20 protein-coding genes and 4 tRNA genes are annotated in these 18,522 nt (G+C 58.6%); 2 read left to right on the plus strand and 22 right to left on the minus strand.

Annotated features, from left to right (window positions below):
- Positions 1-43 precede the first annotated feature (43 nt).
- The 7 genes from rph to A6M21_RS08255 all read right to left on the minus strand — a co-directional run bounded on the left by rph (position 44) and on the right by A6M21_RS08255 (position 7,565).
- On the minus strand, positions 44-799 hold the full coding sequence (gene rph / locus A6M21_RS08225; RefSeq protein ID WP_066667683.1) for a ribonuclease PH: 756 nt from the start codon (positions 797-799) through the stop codon (positions 44-46).
- Positions 799-1,782, minus strand: coding sequence for an alanine-tRNA synthetase second additional domain-containing protein (locus tag A6M21_RS08230; protein ID WP_066667684.1), 984 nt, complete (start codon positions 1,780-1,782; stop codon positions 799-801). Before A6M21_RS08230 ends, rph begins: the two co-directional genes overlap by 1 nt.
- An 18-nt stretch (positions 1,783-1,800) precedes the next feature.
- Entirely contained in the window at positions 1,801-2,574 is a 774-nt protein-coding gene (locus tag A6M21_RS08235; RefSeq protein WP_066667685.1) for an MBL fold metallo-hydrolase, read from the minus strand.
- A 258-nt stretch (positions 2,575-2,832) separates the two neighbouring features.
- Positions 2,833-3,612, minus strand: coding sequence for an acyl-CoA dehydratase activase (locus tag A6M21_RS08240; RefSeq protein ID WP_066667686.1), 780 nt, complete (start codon positions 3,610-3,612; stop codon positions 2,833-2,835).
- Between the two features lie 15 nt (positions 3,613-3,627).
- Entirely contained in the window at positions 3,628-4,623 is a 996-nt protein-coding gene (locus A6M21_RS08245) for a 2-hydroxyacyl-CoA dehydratase family protein (protein WP_066667688.1), read from the minus strand.
- 43 nt (positions 4,624-4,666) lie between these two features.
- Positions 4,667-5,470, minus strand: coding sequence for a glutamate racemase (gene murI, locus A6M21_RS08250; protein WP_066667690.1), 804 nt, complete (start codon positions 5,468-5,470; stop codon positions 4,667-4,669).
- A gap of 172 nt (positions 5,471-5,642) precedes the next feature.
- On the minus strand, positions 5,643-7,565 hold the full coding sequence (locus tag A6M21_RS08255) for an N-acetylmuramoyl-L-alanine amidase (protein WP_066667691.1): 1,923 nt from the start codon (positions 7,563-7,565) through the stop codon (positions 5,643-5,645).
- 235 nt (positions 7,566-7,800) lie between these two features.
- On the opposite strand from A6M21_RS08255, the gene A6M21_RS08260 reads away from it, so the two are divergent.
- Positions 7,801-8,529 carry a L,D-transpeptidase family protein gene (locus tag A6M21_RS08260; protein WP_078060534.1) on the plus strand — a complete coding sequence of 243 codons (729 nt, stop codon included), beginning with the start codon at positions 7,801-7,803 and terminating at the stop codon, positions 8,527-8,529.
- A gap of 44 nt (positions 8,530-8,573) precedes the next feature.
- Here A6M21_RS08260 and A6M21_RS08265 read toward each other — a convergent pair whose 3' ends face one another.
- From A6M21_RS08265 to A6M21_RS08290, 6 genes are all read right to left on the minus strand, one after another.
- On the minus strand, positions 8,574-9,938 hold the full coding sequence (locus A6M21_RS08265; RefSeq protein WP_066667692.1) for an APC family permease: 1,365 nt from the start codon (positions 9,936-9,938) through the stop codon (positions 8,574-8,576).
- Complete coding sequence (locus A6M21_RS08270; protein WP_066667693.1) at positions 9,939-10,292, minus strand: SCP2 sterol-binding domain-containing protein; 354 nt, start codon at positions 10,290-10,292, stop codon at positions 9,939-9,941. It lies immediately after the preceding gene.
- 165 nt (positions 10,293-10,457) lie between these two features.
- Positions 10,458-11,369 (minus strand): quinate 5-dehydrogenase, encoded by a 912-nt coding sequence (locus tag A6M21_RS08275; RefSeq protein WP_066667697.1) that lies wholly within the window; start codon positions 11,367-11,369, stop codon positions 10,458-10,460.
- A gap of 273 nt (positions 11,370-11,642) precedes the next feature.
- Positions 11,643-11,882: a hypothetical protein gene (locus A6M21_RS08280; protein ID WP_066667699.1), complete on the minus strand. Its 240-nt coding sequence runs from the start codon at positions 11,880-11,882 to the stop codon at positions 11,643-11,645.
- 92 nt (positions 11,883-11,974) lie between these two features.
- A complete protein-coding gene (locus A6M21_RS08285) occupies positions 11,975-12,370 on the minus strand; it encodes a hypothetical protein (RefSeq protein WP_066667701.1) in 396 nt (131 codons plus the stop codon).
- Between the two features lie 57 nt (positions 12,371-12,427).
- Positions 12,428-13,144: a zinc dependent phospholipase C family protein gene (locus A6M21_RS08290; RefSeq protein ID WP_066667702.1), complete on the minus strand. Its 717-nt coding sequence runs from the start codon at positions 13,142-13,144 to the stop codon at positions 12,428-12,430.
- Positions 13,145-13,430: 286 nt separating this feature from the next.
- Here A6M21_RS08290 and A6M21_RS19270 point away from each other — a divergent pair, with 286 nt between their 5' ends.
- Positions 13,431-13,712 (plus strand): CC/Se motif family (seleno)protein, encoded by a 282-nt coding sequence (locus A6M21_RS19270; protein ID WP_264175321.1) that lies wholly within the window; start codon positions 13,431-13,433, stop codon positions 13,710-13,712.
- A 357-nt stretch (positions 13,713-14,069) separates the two neighbouring features.
- Here A6M21_RS19270 and ltaE read toward each other — a convergent pair whose 3' ends face one another.
- From ltaE to A6M21_RS08340, 9 genes are all read right to left on the minus strand, one after another.
- Entirely contained in the window at positions 14,070-15,110 is a 1,041-nt protein-coding gene (ltaE, locus tag A6M21_RS08295) for a low-specificity L-threonine aldolase (protein ID WP_066667703.1), read from the minus strand.
- A 105-nt stretch (positions 15,111-15,215) separates the two neighbouring features.
- Positions 15,216-15,722: a sporulation membrane protein YtrI gene (locus A6M21_RS08300; protein WP_066667708.1), complete on the minus strand. Its 507-nt coding sequence runs from the start codon at positions 15,720-15,722 to the stop codon at positions 15,216-15,218.
- Positions 15,719-16,045, minus strand: coding sequence for a YtrH family sporulation protein (locus A6M21_RS08305; protein WP_066667710.1), 327 nt, complete (start codon positions 16,043-16,045; stop codon positions 15,719-15,721). The genes A6M21_RS08300 and A6M21_RS08305 overlap by 4 nt, the downstream gene beginning before the upstream one ends.
- Before the next feature lie 337 nt (positions 16,046-16,382).
- Positions 16,383-16,466, minus strand: a tRNA-Leu gene (locus A6M21_RS08310).
- A gap of 3 nt (positions 16,467-16,469) precedes the next feature.
- Positions 16,470-16,545, minus strand: a tRNA-Lys gene (locus A6M21_RS08315).
- 28 nt (positions 16,546-16,573) lie between these two features.
- Positions 16,574-16,649: transfer RNA gene (locus A6M21_RS08320), tRNA-Gln, on the minus strand.
- A gap of 3 nt (positions 16,650-16,652) precedes the next feature.
- A tRNA-His gene (locus A6M21_RS08325) sits at positions 16,653-16,729 on the minus strand.
- A 243-nt stretch (positions 16,730-16,972) separates the two neighbouring features.
- Positions 16,973-17,497, minus strand: a complete 525-nt coding sequence (locus A6M21_RS08335; RefSeq protein WP_066667714.1) for a GNAT family N-acetyltransferase — start codon at positions 17,495-17,497, stop codon at positions 16,973-16,975.
- Complete coding sequence (locus tag A6M21_RS08340) at positions 17,494-18,393, minus strand: DMT family transporter (protein WP_345788090.1); 900 nt, start codon at positions 18,391-18,393, stop codon at positions 17,494-17,496. The genes A6M21_RS08335 and A6M21_RS08340 overlap by 4 nt, the downstream gene beginning before the upstream one ends.
- Positions 18,394-18,522 lie beyond the last annotated feature (129 nt).

Consider the following 18,522-nt stretch of genomic DNA (forward strand, 5'->3'; position numbering starts at 1 on the left):
GACACCTCTCCCCGGATTAAAATCATGCCTAGCTGGGCACCCGTCAGGCCAAAGGGTCAACCGGAGTGATCCGGGCGGCCGTTTCCCCGAGCGCCTGCCGCTGACAGTCCACCAGCCGGCTGATGCCGGCCGCCGCCAGGTCGAGCATCTCGTTCATTTCCGCCCGGGTGAAGGTTGCTTCCTCACCCGTACCCTGTACTTCCACCAGACGGGCGTCGCCGGTCATGACCACGTTCATATCCACCCCGGCCGCCGAATCCTCGGCAAAGCACAGGTCCAGGGCCAGCAGCCCGTTTACCCGGCCCACGCTGACGGCGGCCAGAAAATTGTGTACGGGCATGGCGGATAACTGCCCTTCCCGGAGCAGGTTGTCCAGGGCATCCACCAGGGCGACGAACGCGCCGGTAATGGAAGCCGTCCGGGTGCCCCCGTCGGCTTGAATGACATCGCAATCCAGCGTCACCGTGCGCTCGCCCAGTGCCGGCAGATCAACCACCGAACGCAAAGACCGGCCGATCAGCCGCTGGATTTCCATGGTCCGCCCACCCTGCCGCCCGCGGGCCGCTTCACGTGGCGTGCGCACTCCGGTGGCCCGGGGCAGCATGGCGTATTCGGCGGTCACCCAACCGGCTCCCGTATCCTTGCGGAAAGGGGGCACCCGGTTTTCCACGGTGGCGGTGCAGATTACCCGCGTATCACCCATTTCAATCAACACCGAGCCCTCAGCGTACTTGTTATAGTGCCTGATGATGCTCACCGGGCGGATCTGATCCGGCCGCCTGCCGTCCACTCTTTCCATTATTCCTGCACCTCTTTTTTAGTCAGCCGGCGCGAACGCCGCCGCGCCCCTTCAATGAGCCGGAAACGGTTCGGACAGGCCGCTTTTTCCTCTTCCTGTTCCTGCGGCCCAATCAGCCCGGCCAGGGCATAAAGCTCCTGCATCTGATCCCGGCGCAAATCCTTGACCAGACGGAAGTTTTCAATCTCCCCGGTCCGGCGCACATGCAGGCGCGGTCCCGTACAATAGTATACCTCGTCCCCGACCTTGATATGGTCGTCATCATGATAATGGATCGGCCTGTCCGCGGCAATGGCCTGCTGCACGCGCCGTTCCAGTTCATCCAGATCGACCTCCGGTTTCCGGTCGAACTCCAGTATAAAGCCGTGCTTGATGTCACTGTGCGCTACTGGTTCCGGGCAACCCATCCGCTTCATCACCCGTGCCGTGATATCCTCCGCGCTGTGCGCCATGCGCCGGTAGATCAACGACTCAAAGACGATCTCCACCAACTCCTGCGGCTCGGGGCCGAACAGGTCCGGACGGGTAACGATCACTTCCTCGCCGATGCCGATTAATATTTCGGCATTGATTTTCAGCTGGGGATAAAGCAGGTCGAAATGCTCCACCACCACCCGGTGGTCTTTTTTGATCGCGCTCTTCACCGCCGCGGCAATTTCCCAGAGCGGTGTAAAAGCGGACTCAAAACGGACATCCAGATGGTAAGTGCGGCAGCGGAAATGTCCCCGGCCGGCGTCTTCCAGCAGGGGAAGCGGGCGCACGTTGATGCCGTCGTCGTCATTGGTCAGCTCCAGGCCGGGAAACATGCCCCGGATGAGCAGGGATTTTCCCGCCCCGGCGTCGCCCACCAGTCCCACCAGGCGGTCCTCCGGGCTCAAGTAGCGGTGGGAAAGGCTGCCGCCCAGGGACAACAGCCGCCTCTTGCCCCGGGGGGCGAAATAAACGGCGTGCATCAAATATTCATGGATAATGGAAACGTTCATGCAACGCAGTCCCCCGGTTCAATAGAGAAAATATGTATCCCCCTCGGTGGCCAGTTCCACCGGCCTGCCGTAACCGGCCGCGGCCTGCGCCTGCAGTTCGGCCAGATCATATTCGGGAAAGAAGTGGGTGATGATCAGTTCCTTCACTCCGGCCCGGCGGGCCGTTTCCCCGGCCTGGCGGGCGGTCAGGTGCATGTGTCCGATATGCTCCGCGTCCCGGTCGAACCCGCTGGCCTCACAGAGAAAAATGCCCGCCTCTTCGGCCAGGGCGGTCAGTTCCTCCGACGGCGCGGTATCCCCGGAATATACCAGATAGCCGGATCCTTCCACGCCCAGGGAGTAAGCCGGCAACGAATGCCTGGCCGGCAAAAAAAACAGGCGCACCGGCCCCACCGAACCCGCATGCACACGCACACCCGGCGGCACTTCTTCCACAGGCAGGCTTTCGATCGAAACGATGTCAAATACATCGGTAAACCGGGAAAAACGCGCAAAATCGGGCGCCGGCTCCGCCGGGATGAAAAGCTGCACCTTACGGTGGCGTGTTCCCTGTTTGAACGCGGCCGCGGCGGCATGGCGCAGGCATTCCAGATCGGCGGCGTGATCCGGGTGCCAGTGGCTGATCACCGCCGCCCGCAAGTCGTTATGGTGGATAAACTGCTGCAGCCGGCTGAAAACACCGTGGCCGGCATCCAGCAATATGTTGCCCCCGGCATCCTGCAGCAGGTAGCCCGAACAGGCCCCCCCGGCCCGGGGATAGGGCGCCCAGCAACCCAGTACGGTTATGCGCATGAACAACCGTTCCTTTCTTTATAGAATACTATTCCCGCCTGGAAACTCCTCCCTCAGCGACCGGGCATTAAACGGTTCGCCGTTACCACCGGAACAACCGGCATCTGATTGGTTTTAAAGCTATGCTTCATGCCTTTATCGTGTCCGGACCACGCAACGCCATAAATTTAAAACCGGTCAAAAGCAATTAATTTAAGGCGGCCGGTACAAGCAAACACAACCTCATACCGGCCATGATGAACCGCCTGGAAAACAACCCTACCGGCGGACGCCGGTCCGGTTCCGGGCCTCCAGGCAGCAGCCGGTGGCCCCGGTAAACTGGGGCCGTTCCGGCACCACCACTTCAACCCCCATTTCGCTGCTCAAAATTTGCCGCAGCGCCCCGTTTTGGGCCACCCCCCCGGTGAAGACCAGCGTGTCGCTGGCCAGGCGGGTCAGCATGGGCCGGATGCGTTTGAAAATGGTGTAATTCACCCCGGCGGCCAGCGCCGGCAGCGGATAACCTTCCACCACCCGGCCGATCAATTCCGTTTCACCAAAAATGGCGCAGGTGGCGGTGAGTTCCACCGGATCACGGTAATGCCGGCTCAATTCCGCCAGATCGATGTTCAGCACGGCGGCCATGTTTTCCAGGTAGCGCCCGGTGCTGGCGGCGCATTTGTCGTTGGTTTGAAAATCGATCAACCGGCCGCCCCGCACCAGGGCCACCTTGCTGTCCTGGCCGCCCAGGTCGAGCAGGGTGAAGTCTTCGCGGCCTGTTGCAAAGACGGCGCCCAATACATGCGCTTTGATTTCCGGAATGGCGCGCGCGCCTTTCAGGGCCACCGTCTGCCGCCCGTAGCCGGTGCTGACCACGGCCTCAAACCGCCCGTGCCCGGGCAGCAGGGATGACAGGTCCACCGCCAGTTGCCCTTCCTCCAGCCGTCCGTGCTCCCGGTAAAAGCTGATGGTGTCGAATTTATAAAACTCCCGGCCGCCCGCCGGCGTCATCAAAACCACTTTTACACTCCGGCTGCCCAGATCGATGCCGCAATACAAGCAATTCACTCCCGGTTATTTCAGCATTTCCACAAAAGAATCCAAACGCATGCGCGTGCGGGCGTCCAGGCGGCCGGGGTTGTCCCCTTCCAGGGTGAGAATGGGCAGTTTGATCCGCTCGCGCACAATCAAATCCTCAATCTGACGGAAACAAAAACTCTGGGCGTAATGAATGATACCGTCCAGGCGGCGTTTCCCCACTTCCCGGATTATATCCTCCAGACGGTAAAAGATGCCGTAGGGATAGGAATAAAGCCGGTAACTCTCCACCACATCCGCCGTGTCAAAAGGCAGAGTGAACTGGCGCTGGGTTTCGTTGAACACCACCCGGGCGCCCCGTTCTTCCAAGTAGTCATAGAGGTCGTCCACAATCGGCGGCACGCCGATGTAACCCAAACGGATTTCTTCCCGCTGCGGTTCCCGGCCGGCCAGGCCGTCCAAAAACCGGTCTATTTCTTCTTCAAAGGCATCCGGATCTCCTTTGAAATCACTGCAATTGACTTGAAAAAGATGGTTGTCCCGGCCGCCGGCCAGTCCTTCCCGCCAGGTCAGCTCGTCGATGCGCCACACTTTGCGCCGCACCCGGTCCAGCCGTTCCTTGGCCCGGTTCACGGCCGCCATGTCCACGCCGAAGCGGGAGATCAGCTTTTCTATTTGCAGGGCCAGCAAATCCCGGTCGCGGTCGAAGGGATAGGCGAAGGGAATCACTTCCACCCCGGCCAGTTCCAGCGTTTCCATCAGCGCGTGGGTATTGCTGCAGTCCCCCTGGGTGACGGCGATAATGGTGCGCATGCTTTGATCCCGGCGCACCGTGCTGTACAGCCCCTTGATCCAGGCGCAGACATTGCGGGGGTAGCCGGCCAGTTCGGCTTCCTCCACCAGCCCCTGCGGGTTGGAGGAGGTGATAAAAACATTGTTCAGATCCACCGGCACGCAGCCGGCGGCGTAAAGCACCTCCACCGGCACGGTGGTGGTGATGCCCACCCGGGGCGGGCCGGAAGGAGTTTTCACAGCAGTCACCTGCTTTACTGCAATAATATATTATTCTACGCGTTCAGTCCAATCTTACCTGCCGCACCGGCGGAATTTCCCGGCCCAGAAACCGTCCCGCCGCCTCCTGCAAAGCACGGGGATCGCCGCTGGCGAAATATTGATGCGGGGGTTCCCCCCGGCTGGCGCTGGATAGGCCCAACCGGATCATTTCTTCCCGGGCGGCCTGCACGGTCACCGTGGCCGGGTCGATCAGCGTCACACCGGGCAACGCCCGGTGAAATTCGGTATTTAAAAAAGGATAGTGGGTGCAGCCGAGGATTAACGTATCGATTTTTTCGGCCCGCAAGGGCTCCACATATTCTTTTACCGCCGCCAGGGATTCCGCCGTACCGGCGCGGCCCGCCTCCACCAGAGGCACCAGCCGGGGCGCAAACAGGCTGAAGACGGACGCCGCGGGGTCCAAAGCCATAATCGCACGCTGGTAGGCGCCGCTCTTCACCGTGGCCTCGGTGGCAATCAGGCCGATGCGCTTGCTGGCGCTGACCCGCAGCGCTTCTTGCGCTCCCGGTTCCACCAGGCCGATCATGGGCACGCCGCTGAAACGCTCGCGCATCACGTGCAGCGAAACGGAGGAGTTCGTATTACAAGCGAAGATGATATACTTCACGTGCCGGGAAATTAAAAAGGAGACAATTTCACCGGCAAACTCCACCAGTTCTTCCGCCCGGCGCGGCCCGTAAGGCACATGAATGTTATCCGCAAAGTAGATCGTGGATTCCGCCGGCATCAGGCGGAACACTTCCCGTGAAACAGTCAGCCCGCCCACTCCCGAGTCAAATAAACCAACCGGTCTGGGATCGCTCAATTTTACTTATTAACCCCCTTGATTCCATGTATCTGTTTTTGGAGCCGGAAGATCTGCTTATTATTATGCCTGCCGCGCCATCTTATGCACCGGCCCGGGGTTCCAGGTTATTTTACCACAAAAAACAGGCCCTTTTCAGGCCTGTTTTCCTGGTCCCGGTTAAAAATCAATTTCACCTGCCGGTGGCGCGCAGGGCCAGGTAATCGGACAAACCACGCACGATCCCCTGGGCCGCGTTTTCCACAAAAGTGTCCGTGGTCATCTGTTTATCCTCCTGGGCATTGGAGATGAATGCCACCTCGCAAAGCACCGCCGGCATCAGCGAGGTGCGCAACACGGCAAAATTGGCCTGACGGGTGCCGTCATTTTTCAGTCCCATGGACTTGACCAGTTCCGACTGGATGCAGGAGGCCAGTTGGCTGCTCTCCTGCAGCCGCTCCTCCTCCGCCTGCTGACTGGCCAGGCCGTAGTACACGGCGTCGTTCACGCCGGCCTGGCTTATATAATAGGTGGCCGTACCGTCGTAAGTAGTGTTGTTGTCCAAGGAGTTCATGTGGATGCTGACAAAAAGGTCGGCGCCGGCCTGATTGGCGATGTCCGTACGCTCGCCGAGCCCGACGTAGGTATCGTCGCTGCGCGTCATGATCACCCGGGCGCCCTGTTGCTGCAGTAAATCATCCACCTTTTTGGCCACCGCCAGAGTAACATCCTTTTCATAAAGTCCGCTTGGCCCGACGGCGCCGGAATCGGATCCACCGTGCCCGGCATCCACGGCAATGGCCACGCCGCGCAAAACAGCACTCAACTGGGGCACCGTGACCTGTATGGTGAGTGTCTTTTGATCGGCGGAAGGAGTAACCTGGTAGCCGGCATACTGGTTCAAATCAAAGACCAGCCGGGTGACATCGGGGTTCTTGCTGTAATAGCCCACCCGCACATCCTGAACCGTGGCCGAATTGACAGCCAGGGCCGGGGGCTGGCTTCCCGGCTGCACACCGGTCAAGTCAACCACCAGCCGGTCCGGCGCCGTCAGACGGAAGGCATGGTAACTCATGGCCGCGCCGGCGGAAACGGTCACCGTGGTCGTATCGCCCTGCTGACCGGCCTGCAGGCAGGTGATGGCATTGGCCGCCGGCGTGACCGTGCCGCTGCCGCCGGATTGTTGTCCGCCACCGGCGGGCGGTTGGCCGTTGCCGGCAGGTGGTTGACCGTTGCTACCGGGTTGGCCGCCCTGACCGTTGTCTCCGGACCCCGTCCCGGATTGCCCGCCGGTCTGGCCGCTGCCGCTACCAGTACCATCCCCAGACTGACCGTTCCCGCTACCCGGATCGAGATGCCCCCCGCCCCGGGAGGGATCCGTCCCCTGGCCGGGCGTGGTTTGACCGCCGCCGTCAGGCGGCAGCGGCGCATCCGTAACCAACCAGGACACAATCCAGCCTGTTTTACCACCGGGTAACTGAACCTGGTACCAGTCGCTGGACTTGCCCAGCACCGCCAACCGGTCGCCCTGGTTAACCTGCGTAATCACACTGTGCCCCGTTCCCGGCCCGCTGCGCACATTGACATCGTTCCCCTTCACCACCACCTGGCCGGAAGCGGGTGAGACAGCCGGCGGCAATATGGAAACCGTACGGGTAGATTCGCTCCAGCCCACCCGGTAACCGAACGCTTCGGCCACATAGCGCGCCGGCAGGTAAGTGCGACCTTTTTTGACCACCGGGGCAACATCCATCGGTACGGTTTGATTGTTCACCTGCATGGTTTTACTGCCTACCGTCAACTTGATGACAGTGCCGCTCATGCTCAGTGTGGCTGTATTGGCGGCGTTGTTCCAACCGATATTCTTGTCCGGTACACCCAGGGCCAGGGCCAGATAACGCAGCGGCACAAAGGTACGGTTCTGTTCTTCAAAGGTGACTGCATCCATGGTTTTCGTCTGACCGGCGGCTGTGTAACTGCTCTGACCGACCACAAACGATGCCTGGGTCGATAAACCGGCCGAGGCCAGGGACGGGCCGGCCAGACAAAGAAAACCGGCGGTCAGGCAGACCACTGACTGACGGCAAAGTATGGCCTTGACCTGCTCCAGTTTCATTAATCTCATCTCCTGATCTATTTTTATTCCCGTTGGCTTGACTGCCTTCTACATGTTTCAACACCGGGGCTGGAAATCCTGCCATCGAATTATCAAAAAAAGAGCCGTTTCCCTGAATTGGTCCCGGCTGGGAAAATCTCAGTGTTTTACCCCCGGTCGAATTGCCTGGACGGCGCGTATAAAAACCAATCCGGCCGGCATAACTAAAATCAGTCTGGAAGACGGAAGTGACGGCATGAAAAAGCTGATTTTCATCCTGTTCATCCTTTTACCGGTCTGGCTGGTGCCGGGAACGGCGGCCCATTGCGCACCGGCCTTCTATCCGTGCGGTTGCCCGCCCGAACCGGTGTTGAAAATAACCCCGCAGCAGGAAACAGTTGATGATGTACGTGGGGAAACAAGCATCATCATCGACACCACCCGGTGTGTGCTCACAGTATTGAACAACGGAGAACCATACCGGCAGTATCCGGTGGCCGTGGGCAAACCGGAAACCCCCACCCCGCTGGGCAACTACCGGGTACAGCGCAAGGCCATGCACTGGGGCACCGGCTTCGGCAGCCGCTGGCTGGGCCTGAACGTACCCTGGGGACTTTACGGCATCCACGGCACCAACAAGCCGTGGGCAATCGGCGGCTACGCCAGCCACGGCTGCATCCGCATGCACAACAGTGACGTGGAACAGTTATACCCGTTGATACCGGTAAACGCTCCGGTAATTATCATCGGCAACAACTTTATGCACCGGGATCCGCCCTTCCGGGAATTACGCCGCGATTTCTGCGGCAGCGACGTAATGGAGGTGCAGCGCGCCCTGAACCGCCTCGGGCTGTACAGCGGCAAGATAGACGGCACCTGGCGCATGGATATGGAGGAAAGCGTCTACCGGCTGCGCGCGCGCCACGGCCTCAGCCGGGACAATGTGATCGACGGACCGGCCTACCGGGCGCTGGGACTGCAATAAAAAACCCCGGGAACACGTTGAACCCGGGGTTGCCGAGGCAGGCATCAGGTTTTTTCACATCCGGCCGGATCGGACGGTTCGGCCGCCGGCCGCCGGCGGCGGGCCGGACGGCGAACCTGGTATTTCTGCTTGATCCGCGGCACCACATAACTTACGTACCACCAACTGAGCAGCACTCCGGCCAGCAAGTATCCACCCACCCAAATGTTGGTCAAAGCCACCGCCACCGCCAGTCCGGCAAAAACCAGCGCCGTCATGACGGGAATGAACATGCCGCCCCGGACCCGGTAAGGAGAATGGGCGGCGGGGTTTTTTTTGCGCAATCTGAGCACCGCCAGCCCGGCCAGCGCGTAAACAATAGATTCCATGGCCGCCGCCAGGTTGACCAGCACCAGGTAATGACGGGTTAAAACAACCGCCAGGGAAACAGACAGGCCAACGGCAAAGACACCGGCAATGGCCACCCAGGGGGTGAAAAAGATTGTGCTCACCCGGCTGAAAACCGGGGGCAGCACATGTTCCCGCGCCGAGGCGTAGACAAAACGGGATACGCTGATCAGTCCGGCATTGAAGGTGGTTGCCGAAGCGGCCAGACTGACGGCCACCATCCAGATCACGCCCGGTTCGCCCAGCAGGTGGCGGGCAAAAACCATCTGCGGCGCCGGGGAGGCCAGCAACTCCGTACGGGGGGCGGTTGCCGTCATGGCCACGGTGAACAGGGCGTAGACGACGCTCAGTATACCCACGGCCAGCAGCATCCCCCGGGAAATAAGACGGCTGTCCGTTACCTCCTCGGCCAGGGGGGTGACCCACTCAAACCCGACGTAAAGAAACACGCCCACCGCCACGGCGCTGATCAGATTGCCGGCGCCGCCCGGGGAAAGCGGTGTGGTCAGATGAAAGCCAACCCGGTTCAGGGCGAGGAAAGACAGGACCAGTAACGAGACTATCAACCCATAGGTGATGATATCCTGAAAAGCACCGGCAATCTTGATCCCGCGCAGGTTGAGCAGCGTGGCCGCCACCAGCATGATCACTATCCATACCAGCGGGGAAACGGCCGGCACGGCCATGGTCAGCACATTGCCCAGCACGTAGCTTTCCGCGCCGACCACTCCCATAATTACAGCCATGTAAAGCAGGGAAACGACCAGCGCCAAGCGGTCATTGAAGGCGCGGGAGAAATAAAGGCGGATACCGGCGGCGGACGGCAGCCGGCCGTTGAGTTCCGAAAAACAGGCCGCTCCGGCCAGACATAAAAGTCCGCCAATAAGAATGGCGATCCAGGCGCTGTCACCGGCTAAAAAACCGGCCACCTGCACGGCGGCGATAAAGGAGGAACTGGCCAGGGTCAGGCCGGCGCTGGTCGATACAATGGTACGCAGGGTGAGCACGCGCTTCAGTTTCACTTACTCACCCCAGATCATCAGTGAAATAAAATCAAGACGCACGATATCGTCTTCCGAACCGGTAATCTTCAGCGTACCGTTCATATAAGGCTCGGTAGGTGTAATATCGCCGTAAAACATATCGGCCAGGGTTTCACTGTCCGCGGCGACGATCAGATCGGCCCGCCCGTTGTTCCCTTCCATAAGAGAGAGTTCACCGTCTTTTAATATTAAAGTATGCTCGGATTCTATATCCTCGGCCTTTACCAGCACCACCCGGTCCCAATCGCGGTTCATGATTTTCAAGCGTTTATTTTTGCTGTATCCGGATTGAAAAGCACGCAGGCTTGCTGTGATCTCGGCGTGACTGGCCAAAGCTGCTACCCCCCACTTCATAAATACGGCACATTGCGGTTTGCAGGCAACGCCGTTTACCGGTGCAGCCCGGACGGCCGGTTTCCGTCATTTTCCCGGACGTCCGGCACCGGGCGGTTTTCCGCCGGCGTGCTGCAAATCAAACCAGACCTGGTATAATAATACTCAGGCCAGAGGCAGTATACGCGGCTTGAAATTCAACCGTTTTAGCAGATCCAGATATTCTCCCGGGGTGATTTCCGCCCAGGGCTTGTGCAACAAAGCCACCATCACCCCTTCCATGACATTGGTGCCGAAGGAGCGGCCCTGGAATTCCGGCGTGGTGGTCACCAGGCAACCGGCCCCTTTTTCCCGGAGAAAATCCACATCGGCGGCGGTGGTGGTGTTGGTGACGATGGTTTGCCCGGTCAAACCGGGCATGTAACGGCGCACCAGATGATAATCCCCGGCGATTACCCGCGCCTCCTGATAATAATGGCCGTACTTTTGCACCTTTTCTTCATCCTGGCTGTCCTGCTTTTTACCGGTGGGGTAAAGCATATGAAAAGGCAATTTTACCATTTCGGGCAGGATCCTGGCCGCGATTTCCTCCAGTTCCCCGATTGTCCGGATCGGATATGGAATGCCGGCGGAAAAAATCAAGTCGCCGAAAGTAACCTCGCAGCCCAGCTCATTGAGCGCTTCGGCCATGCCGAAGCGATCCACGGCGCTGACCATGAGCACTTTCACCCCCGGCGGCAGCAGGTCCGTATGTTCCCGCAGGTAATAAACGGTTTCCCGCTCCAGGGTGTTTTTCAAACCGCTGCCGTCCACCACCGGGGTCTTTTTTACCGCCGCCATCAGTTTCAAGCCGTCCTCCACCGCATAGCGCTTCTTGCCCGCATACAGGAAAACATCAATCCCGCCCAGACCGATGGCGTCCACCCGGCCGTCCAGTTCCTTCAACAACGCCAATGCTTTATCGAAATCGCCGTCCGTACCCCGGCGGCTGATTTCGAATTTTTCACCCAGCAATTCCACTTCCACCCGGTGATCCCGGCGGGAAGAACCAAGACTGACGCTCACCACTCTTTTCAAAAAAAAGCCCTCCGTTTCCGCCGCGGTGATCTCCTACCATTGTAACCAATAAAATCTAAAATTACAAGCGCAGCCGCTGTGCGGACAAAAAGGAACGGGCTTTGCAGCCACAAGCGCTAAAGGAAAGCACAAAAAAGACCGGTAAAGAAAACCGGTCCCCATTACCTGCCATCGACGTGAAAAGTGGCCTGCGGCCGGAATATTCCGGCCGCCCGGCCTTTTCCGGCTATTCACAACCCGGCAACCGGCTGACGGATGCCGCGGCCGTTAAATCTATGTGCCGTCGCTGCCGAAGCGCCCGCTTTGCCCGGCGATGCCCGGCACCACGGCATTTTTGTCCTGGCCGGCTTTTTCGAGCAGGGCCAGGGCTTTGCCGGCGCCGTCAACATATCCGGAATGCCATAATGCCGCCTGTCCCTCCGCAAGCACCGGCGCTTCGATCTTTTCCCGGATCCGCGCGGCGGCCTGCTCAAAGTTCCGGGGCGCATCCGTTCCCTTGCTTTTTTCAGGCATCCCTGTTCCCTCCCGCATATTATGAATTTGAGCGTCAGGAACCACGGTCAACGGAGATGACCGCCGAAGCCGGAGTTGTGATTGCAAACCGGCTAAACCAGTCCACCGTGTTTTTTCAAAATCTCTACCGCCGGTGAAACCTTTTCCCCGCCGGTGAGCACGGTGACCAGAAAGGACCGTCCCCCGGCCAGCCCGTAACCGGTATCCCCGTAACCGCTTACGGAAGGATCGGCAGCCAGCAAAACCCGGGCCTCATTGTTGGCCATACTGTCCGTCCCGGCCGAGTAAAGGACCAGTCCGGTGGCTGTTTCGGCCCGGCCGGCAACAGGGTTGTTGAATTCGGCATTATTTTCCACCCCGTAGCGGGACACCCGGTCCAGGGACACGGTGCCGTAACCGGTCGCCTTGAGCTCCGCCATCGCCCGTTCCGCACTGTTGCTGGACGGGAAATAGGCAAGGATGGATCGTTCCCCCGGTGATAATTGCAATGTCCGTCACCCCTTGTTTTTCTTATTATGGCCGGGTGACGGACGCCGCATGCACGCTCAGGATTTATACAGATACAATTCCCCTTTGATCCGCTGGAAAAACAGAAGCAAAAACCCGCTTGTGGATCGCTGCGCCCGGGGAAGCAGTACGGCGGTAGCCCGCTGGTAATCCTCCTCGCCGGCCGATGCGCAAACCATGTTGTAAAATTCACGTGACATCCGGGCGTTGGCAACCACCCAGTCTTCGGGGCGGCCGCCGAGGGAATAGAGCCCGCCGGAACGCGCCCGGTAAAAATGCTTGTTGCTTTTAGCCCATTTTTCATAATCAAGATGGCCGTCAAAAAGTTTGCAGCAGGCATGATGCGGCACGCAGACATCCTGCACCAAATGCGCCGCCGCGCCGAGCATGAATATGGCCCGCTGCCGCCTGCCGCGCTGCCATAGTTTTACCGACCGGCTGAAGTACTGCCGGCACTTCTCCGCAGCGTTGGCCCAGGCCCAGACACCCGTTCCCCGTACAGGATCGTAGTGATGAGTGGTGCTGCGCAATCCGCGATCGGCCCAGGTAACACCCCGGTCAAGCTCGCTTTTGAACTCACTAAAAAATCGCGCCGCCTGCCGGTGACCGTCATTATACAATATGATCCTGGCCTGTTCATTGCAAAAAACATGAGTATCACTGGCCCCCAGCACCTGCAACGGCAAAGGGACCGCGGACAGGTAACGGGAAGCGGTGGTCACCGGTTTGGTCAACCTGGCAACAGTGACTTTCATTACCCCACCTCAAAGCAAAACATTATCCGGCACCGGACGGCCGGTACTGTTCTATTCTCCTTTTATAGGAAAAAACCTCTTTTGTATATTATCAGCGGCCGGTTAAATTTTATTGTATAATACCTTAAAATCAGGTTAAAATCGCACCAGCTGCTTTTGGTCTAAAACACCCGTTTTTAATGAAGCGCACCCGGCGGAAAAAGTCTTAAAAGTTTTTATGCCGGGTATATTTACAGCGATAAGTTTTTATAGTATATTAAACAAAAGACCCTGGGGAGGTATTTTCATGAACAACATTCAGGTCACCAGCGAGGCAAGGGATTATATTCTGGAACAGACCGACGCTATTACTCTGGTCATGGAAATGTGCGGCGGCTGAGGCGGTCCTTCATATGAGCCTGCCGTGTACGCAGGCAAGCCGTCCAATGAAGAAGACTTTGATCTTTTTGAAACCGGCGGGCTGAAGGTCTATCTATCCAAAAAGGCCGCCACCGCCCCTGAAGGGGCGAGCATCAGCCTGACCGGGGTGGGCCCGTGGCGGCGGTTGAATATCCGGGGACTGCGCTAAAACACGGCAGATGGCGGTGCAGGCAACTTTGCTCCGCCGCCCCGGCATGAAACGCGCCGCACAAACTGCAATGCGGCCCGCTCCGGGTAAAAAACCGGTTCCGCTTTTAAACCGACGGCCAAAATGCGCTTCCTTCCCGGCATACCGGCCGGGAAGGAAGCGCAGCATCTGCCAGCGAACAATGCGCCGCCGGCACGCTTACGACGGCTGCGCATTGTTCGGCCAGCCGTCGGCACGGGTTGCGCCCCCCCTCAATGGTCATGTCCTTGGGGGACAACAACTCACAAACAATAAATATGCCGGCCGGTACGCGGCATTGAAAAGACGGCACGGCCGCCAAAGTGGTTATTCCCTCATTCAACCGCAGCAGCCTTTCACCAAAACGTTCTTTGCAGCTGCTATGCACAGTTCGACATCATCGCTGGAAATGTCCAGGTGGGTCACCAGACGGACCGTATCGGCACCGGAAGCGTTGCATTTAACATCCCGCCCGGCCATCTGCCGTACAAAATCACCGGCCGTGCACCGGCCCGTGAACTTAACCTGCACCATGTTGGTCTGCACTTTGTCCAAATCAATCTCCACTCCGGGTAATTCCGCCAGGCCGGCGGCCAGACGGCGGGCGTTGAGATGGTCTTCAGCCAGACGGGAAATGTTCTGCAAGGCCACCAGACCGGCCGCCGCCAGTATGCCGGCCTGACGCATGCCGCCACCCAGCGCCTTGCGGTAGCGCCGTGCTTTTTCAATGAATTCCCGGCTGCCGGCCAACAGCGAACCGACCGGCGCTCCCAGTCCCTTGGAAAGACAGAACATGACGCTGTCACAATGTCTGGTGAATTCCCGCACATCGCAGCCGGTGGCCACGGCGGCATTGAATATGCGCGCCCCGTCCAAATGCACGGCCAGGTTCCGTTCCTGCGCCATGGCATAAAACCGGGCCATTACACCGGGCGGCATAACTGTACCGCCGCCCCGGTTGAAGGTGTTCTCCAGGCAGATCAGCCGGGTGACCGGAAAATGAATATTGGCCGGACGCAATGCCCGGCGCAGGACTTCCGGTCCCTGCGCCGTCAACAAACCGGCCGCCGGCCTGAGCTGCACACCGGCCAGCATGGCAGGCGAACCCGCCTCGTAATAATAAATATGTGCTTCCTCATCCAGAATTACTTCGTTGCCCCGCTCCGTGTGGGCGAGCAGGGCGATCTGGTTGCCCGCCGTGCCGCTGGGGACAAAAAGGGCCGCCTCCTTGCCCACCAGTTGCGCCGCCGTTTCCTGCAGCCCGTTTACTGTCGGATCCTCACCATAGACGTCATCCCCCACTTCGGCCCGGGCCATGGCCTCCCGCATCTCCCTGCCGGGCCGGGTGACCGTATCACTGCGCAGATCAATTGTTTTCATCGCCAGTCTCCCCATGTGCAAATTTTGATCTACAAAAACTATCTGCTTTTTCTTGACCGGAAAAATGAAATCCTGCCTGTCCGCAAAAATAAACCGCCGGTCCGGCTAAAGCTCCTGTTCCACCGGCGCATTCCCGGGGGCGGCGGATGTTTTTTGCGGCACGGCCTCCAGGTAAATCACCGTTCTTTCCGCCACCACCACCAGGATTACTTTCAGCGCGTAGCGGCGTCCATCCACGTTTATTATCCGCCTGTCCACCACCCGCGGGATCAGGAGGTGATCCAGGCGGTCCACCTCCTGCCCGAGCAGGGGATGCAGCCAGTCACGCACCTTGTTTTCCACCACCAGCCGCGCCTTGGCCTGGTCCAGTTCGGGGATCTCCTTCCCCGCCGTCAGGGTAACATGCACTTCCACCGCCGTAATCGATCGCATCTGACGGTTGGCCAGACTGGCCTTGACCTGCTGTAACTCCTTTTCCGTGCTGGCCAGCTTATCCAGCAGGGCGCTGCTTTCCAGCGTCAACCGGTCCACCTGTTCGCCCAGCAAAACATTGATCAGTGCGCCCCCGGCAAGCATACCCACCAGCAGGGCGGCAAGCAGGCGCAGCTTCATTCTTTCGCCCCGCACAGGGCCAGGATCAGGTAGTGGGCCGACTGGGCACCGGCCAAGGCGCTGACAATATAGAACAACTGCTTGATCACCGAACGCATTTCACCCTGAAACAGCCCGCCCTCCAGAATTTCAAAGGTGGAAAAAGTGCCTCCGATGGCGGCGGCAATGGCCCAAATCTTCACGTCCCGGGCCAGTTTGAGCATGGTTGTCACCGGAGGCTCCCGAACCAGGACGGCGGAAAGGGAACCAACCAGGGAAGCCCCGAGCAGGACACCCAAAGCAGTAAAATAGATCAGTACCAGCTTGTTGATAAAAGTTTCCATGCCGGTCCACCCCCCCGGGCAAGTTTATAAATAGATATTTCCTGCACCGGAAGGATATGCCTAATCCGGAATTGCTCCGGTGTACGGTAGAAAAACCAGTCTGCTCCGTGTTAAATTTTAGTAAAAACACTTGCTTTATGCCAGCAGCCGTGCTATTATTAATTATGGCAGATGGCACGCCGGCATTCGCCGGACGGCAGACGACCCCCAGGGGAAACGCGGCCGCCGGGCGAGGCGTGGGAACTGCCGGAAGAGGCCGCCTCTAAAAGGGCGGTTTTATTTTTCCCCCAAAAAAGCCCGCCCGTTCAAGCCAGGCAGGCTGATATCAACGCATATATGGTGCGGGCGGTGAGAGTCGAACTCACACGGTTTTACCCACCGGATCCTAAGTCCGGCGCGTCTGCCATTCCGCCACGCCCGCAAATGGTGAGCCATCGGGGACTCGAACCCCGGACACCCTGATTAAAAGTCAGGTGCTCTACCAGCTGAGCTAATGGCTCATTAAAGTTGCCTCAATAATAAAAAAAATGGCTGGGGCGGCTGGATTCGAACCAACGAAATGGCGGGTCCAAAGCCCGCTGCCTTACCGCTTGGCTACGCCCCAGTATGGGGTGGAAGATGGGACTCGAACCCACGACCCCCAGAGCCACAATCTGGTGCTCTAACCAACTGAGCTACATCCACCATACCTCTGCTATTATGCTTCCGGGAGCTGTCATTCACCGGGATGTGGCTTCCCTTTTCCCCGGCCATCCGGGTTTTTCTTCCCGTCAGCAAAACTTATTTTAGCAAATCGCATATCAAAAGTCAAGGTGAACGGCCGGGTAAATATTAATTCCGCCATTGCACTTTCCTGACCGCCGGTGGTGAATATATCACCGGAAGCAATTGAAAACTGGCATCCGGCGCCGCTTTCGCCACACCGGTTCAAACACATGCCGGTACGGCCTTTACCGGCGCCGCCGTCCAGGCACAAATCCGGTTGTGCGCGCTCAGCACTTTGAACAGATCCACATCCCGGGCAAAGCCGCAGCTCACAAAAAATTTCCGCCCGGCGCTGGTTACATGGTCCACGTAGAATACCGTTCCCGGAGGGCAGGATTGTTCCAGATAACCAAGTATGGTTCTTCCATATCCCTTTCTTCTCAACTCTTTTTTCACCAGGATGATGTCAATACCGATCAGCCCGGCCTTTTCCGCTCCATAAACGCAGTAGCCACAGGGTTGGTCATCCCGGCCGGTAAGCAATAAAATATACTTTTCCACCAGCGTTTTAAAACCGTGATAGTCCGGGTTGAGTTCGCCCAAATCGTCAAACTGTTTGCGGTATTCTTCAAAAACTTCAAGCGAAACGGGTTTCACCCCGGGCAAACGGGATAAAAAATAATCATTCAAACCTTTCCCGCCGGCCGGGGAGTAAAGATAAAAATGATGGCGCTCCTGACAACTCAATGCAGCTCCACCTCACCTTTCACAGGCGGTTTGACATGTAAAACCATAATTGCCGTCAGTACCAGCAGGCCGCCGGTAACCTGCCACGGCCCGAGCCGTTCGCGGAAAATCAGCGCCGACATAATCACCGTCAAAACCGGTTCCAGTGTGCTGATGATGGCCGCACGGCCGGCCTCGATCCGGGTCAGTGCGGCATAAAGCAATATAATGGCCATAACGGTAGCAACAACTGCCAGGGCGGTGATCCAAATCCAACCGGAAAACTGAAAGCCAAAATCCAGTTGCCCGGAAAAAAGGCCGTACAAACCAAACCCCAGCGCAGCAAAACCAAGCACATAACCGGTGGCAGCCAGGGAATGGTCATTATGATCGAGCACCCGGTTGCCCAACAGCAGGTAGGCGGCGTATGACAGGGAAGCACCCAGGGCCAGCAGAACACCCGGCAGGCTGACCTTGCCTGCAGCGGTACCCAGAACCATGAGCAAACCGGCCGCCGACATGACCAGGGCCGCTGTTTTGTTCCCGGTCAACGGGCGCCGGTAGAAAAGCACCTCTCCGGCCGCCACCAGTGCCGGGTGGGTATAAAGCAGCATGGATGCCAGCGAGGCCGGAATAAGCCGCAGTGACGCAAACAAACAGGAGGTGGCGATGCCGTAGCCCAGCAAGGCCAGGAAAAAGTACGCCCCCAGTTCCCGCCGCGCCGTTGCGGCCGACTGCCGGCTGCATGCAATGACAGCCCAGATCACCAGGGCGGCCAGGATAAACCGGGCAAACAGGAGGGTCGTCAGATTGACATGACCGGCATAGGCCAGTTTGGCAAAAACAGCCGTAAACGAAAAGCAGACGGCCGAGGCGGCCACTAGCAGGGCACCGGTTCTTTCCCGCTGATTAATTATACCACGTCACCAGCTTTTTGGATCAGAATTTTCAGAACGGCTTTCCGGACAGCGGGTAAAAATGAAATATTTCCGCCGCAACCGCAGCGAACCCACCCGGAAGATTTAATCAACACGCTCCGGAAAGCC

This window comes from Desulfotomaculum copahuensis, from assembly GCF_001655685.1.
Lineage (GTDB): Bacteria > Bacillota > Desulfotomaculia > Desulfotomaculales > Desulfovirgulaceae > Desulfotomaculum_G > Desulfotomaculum_G copahuensis.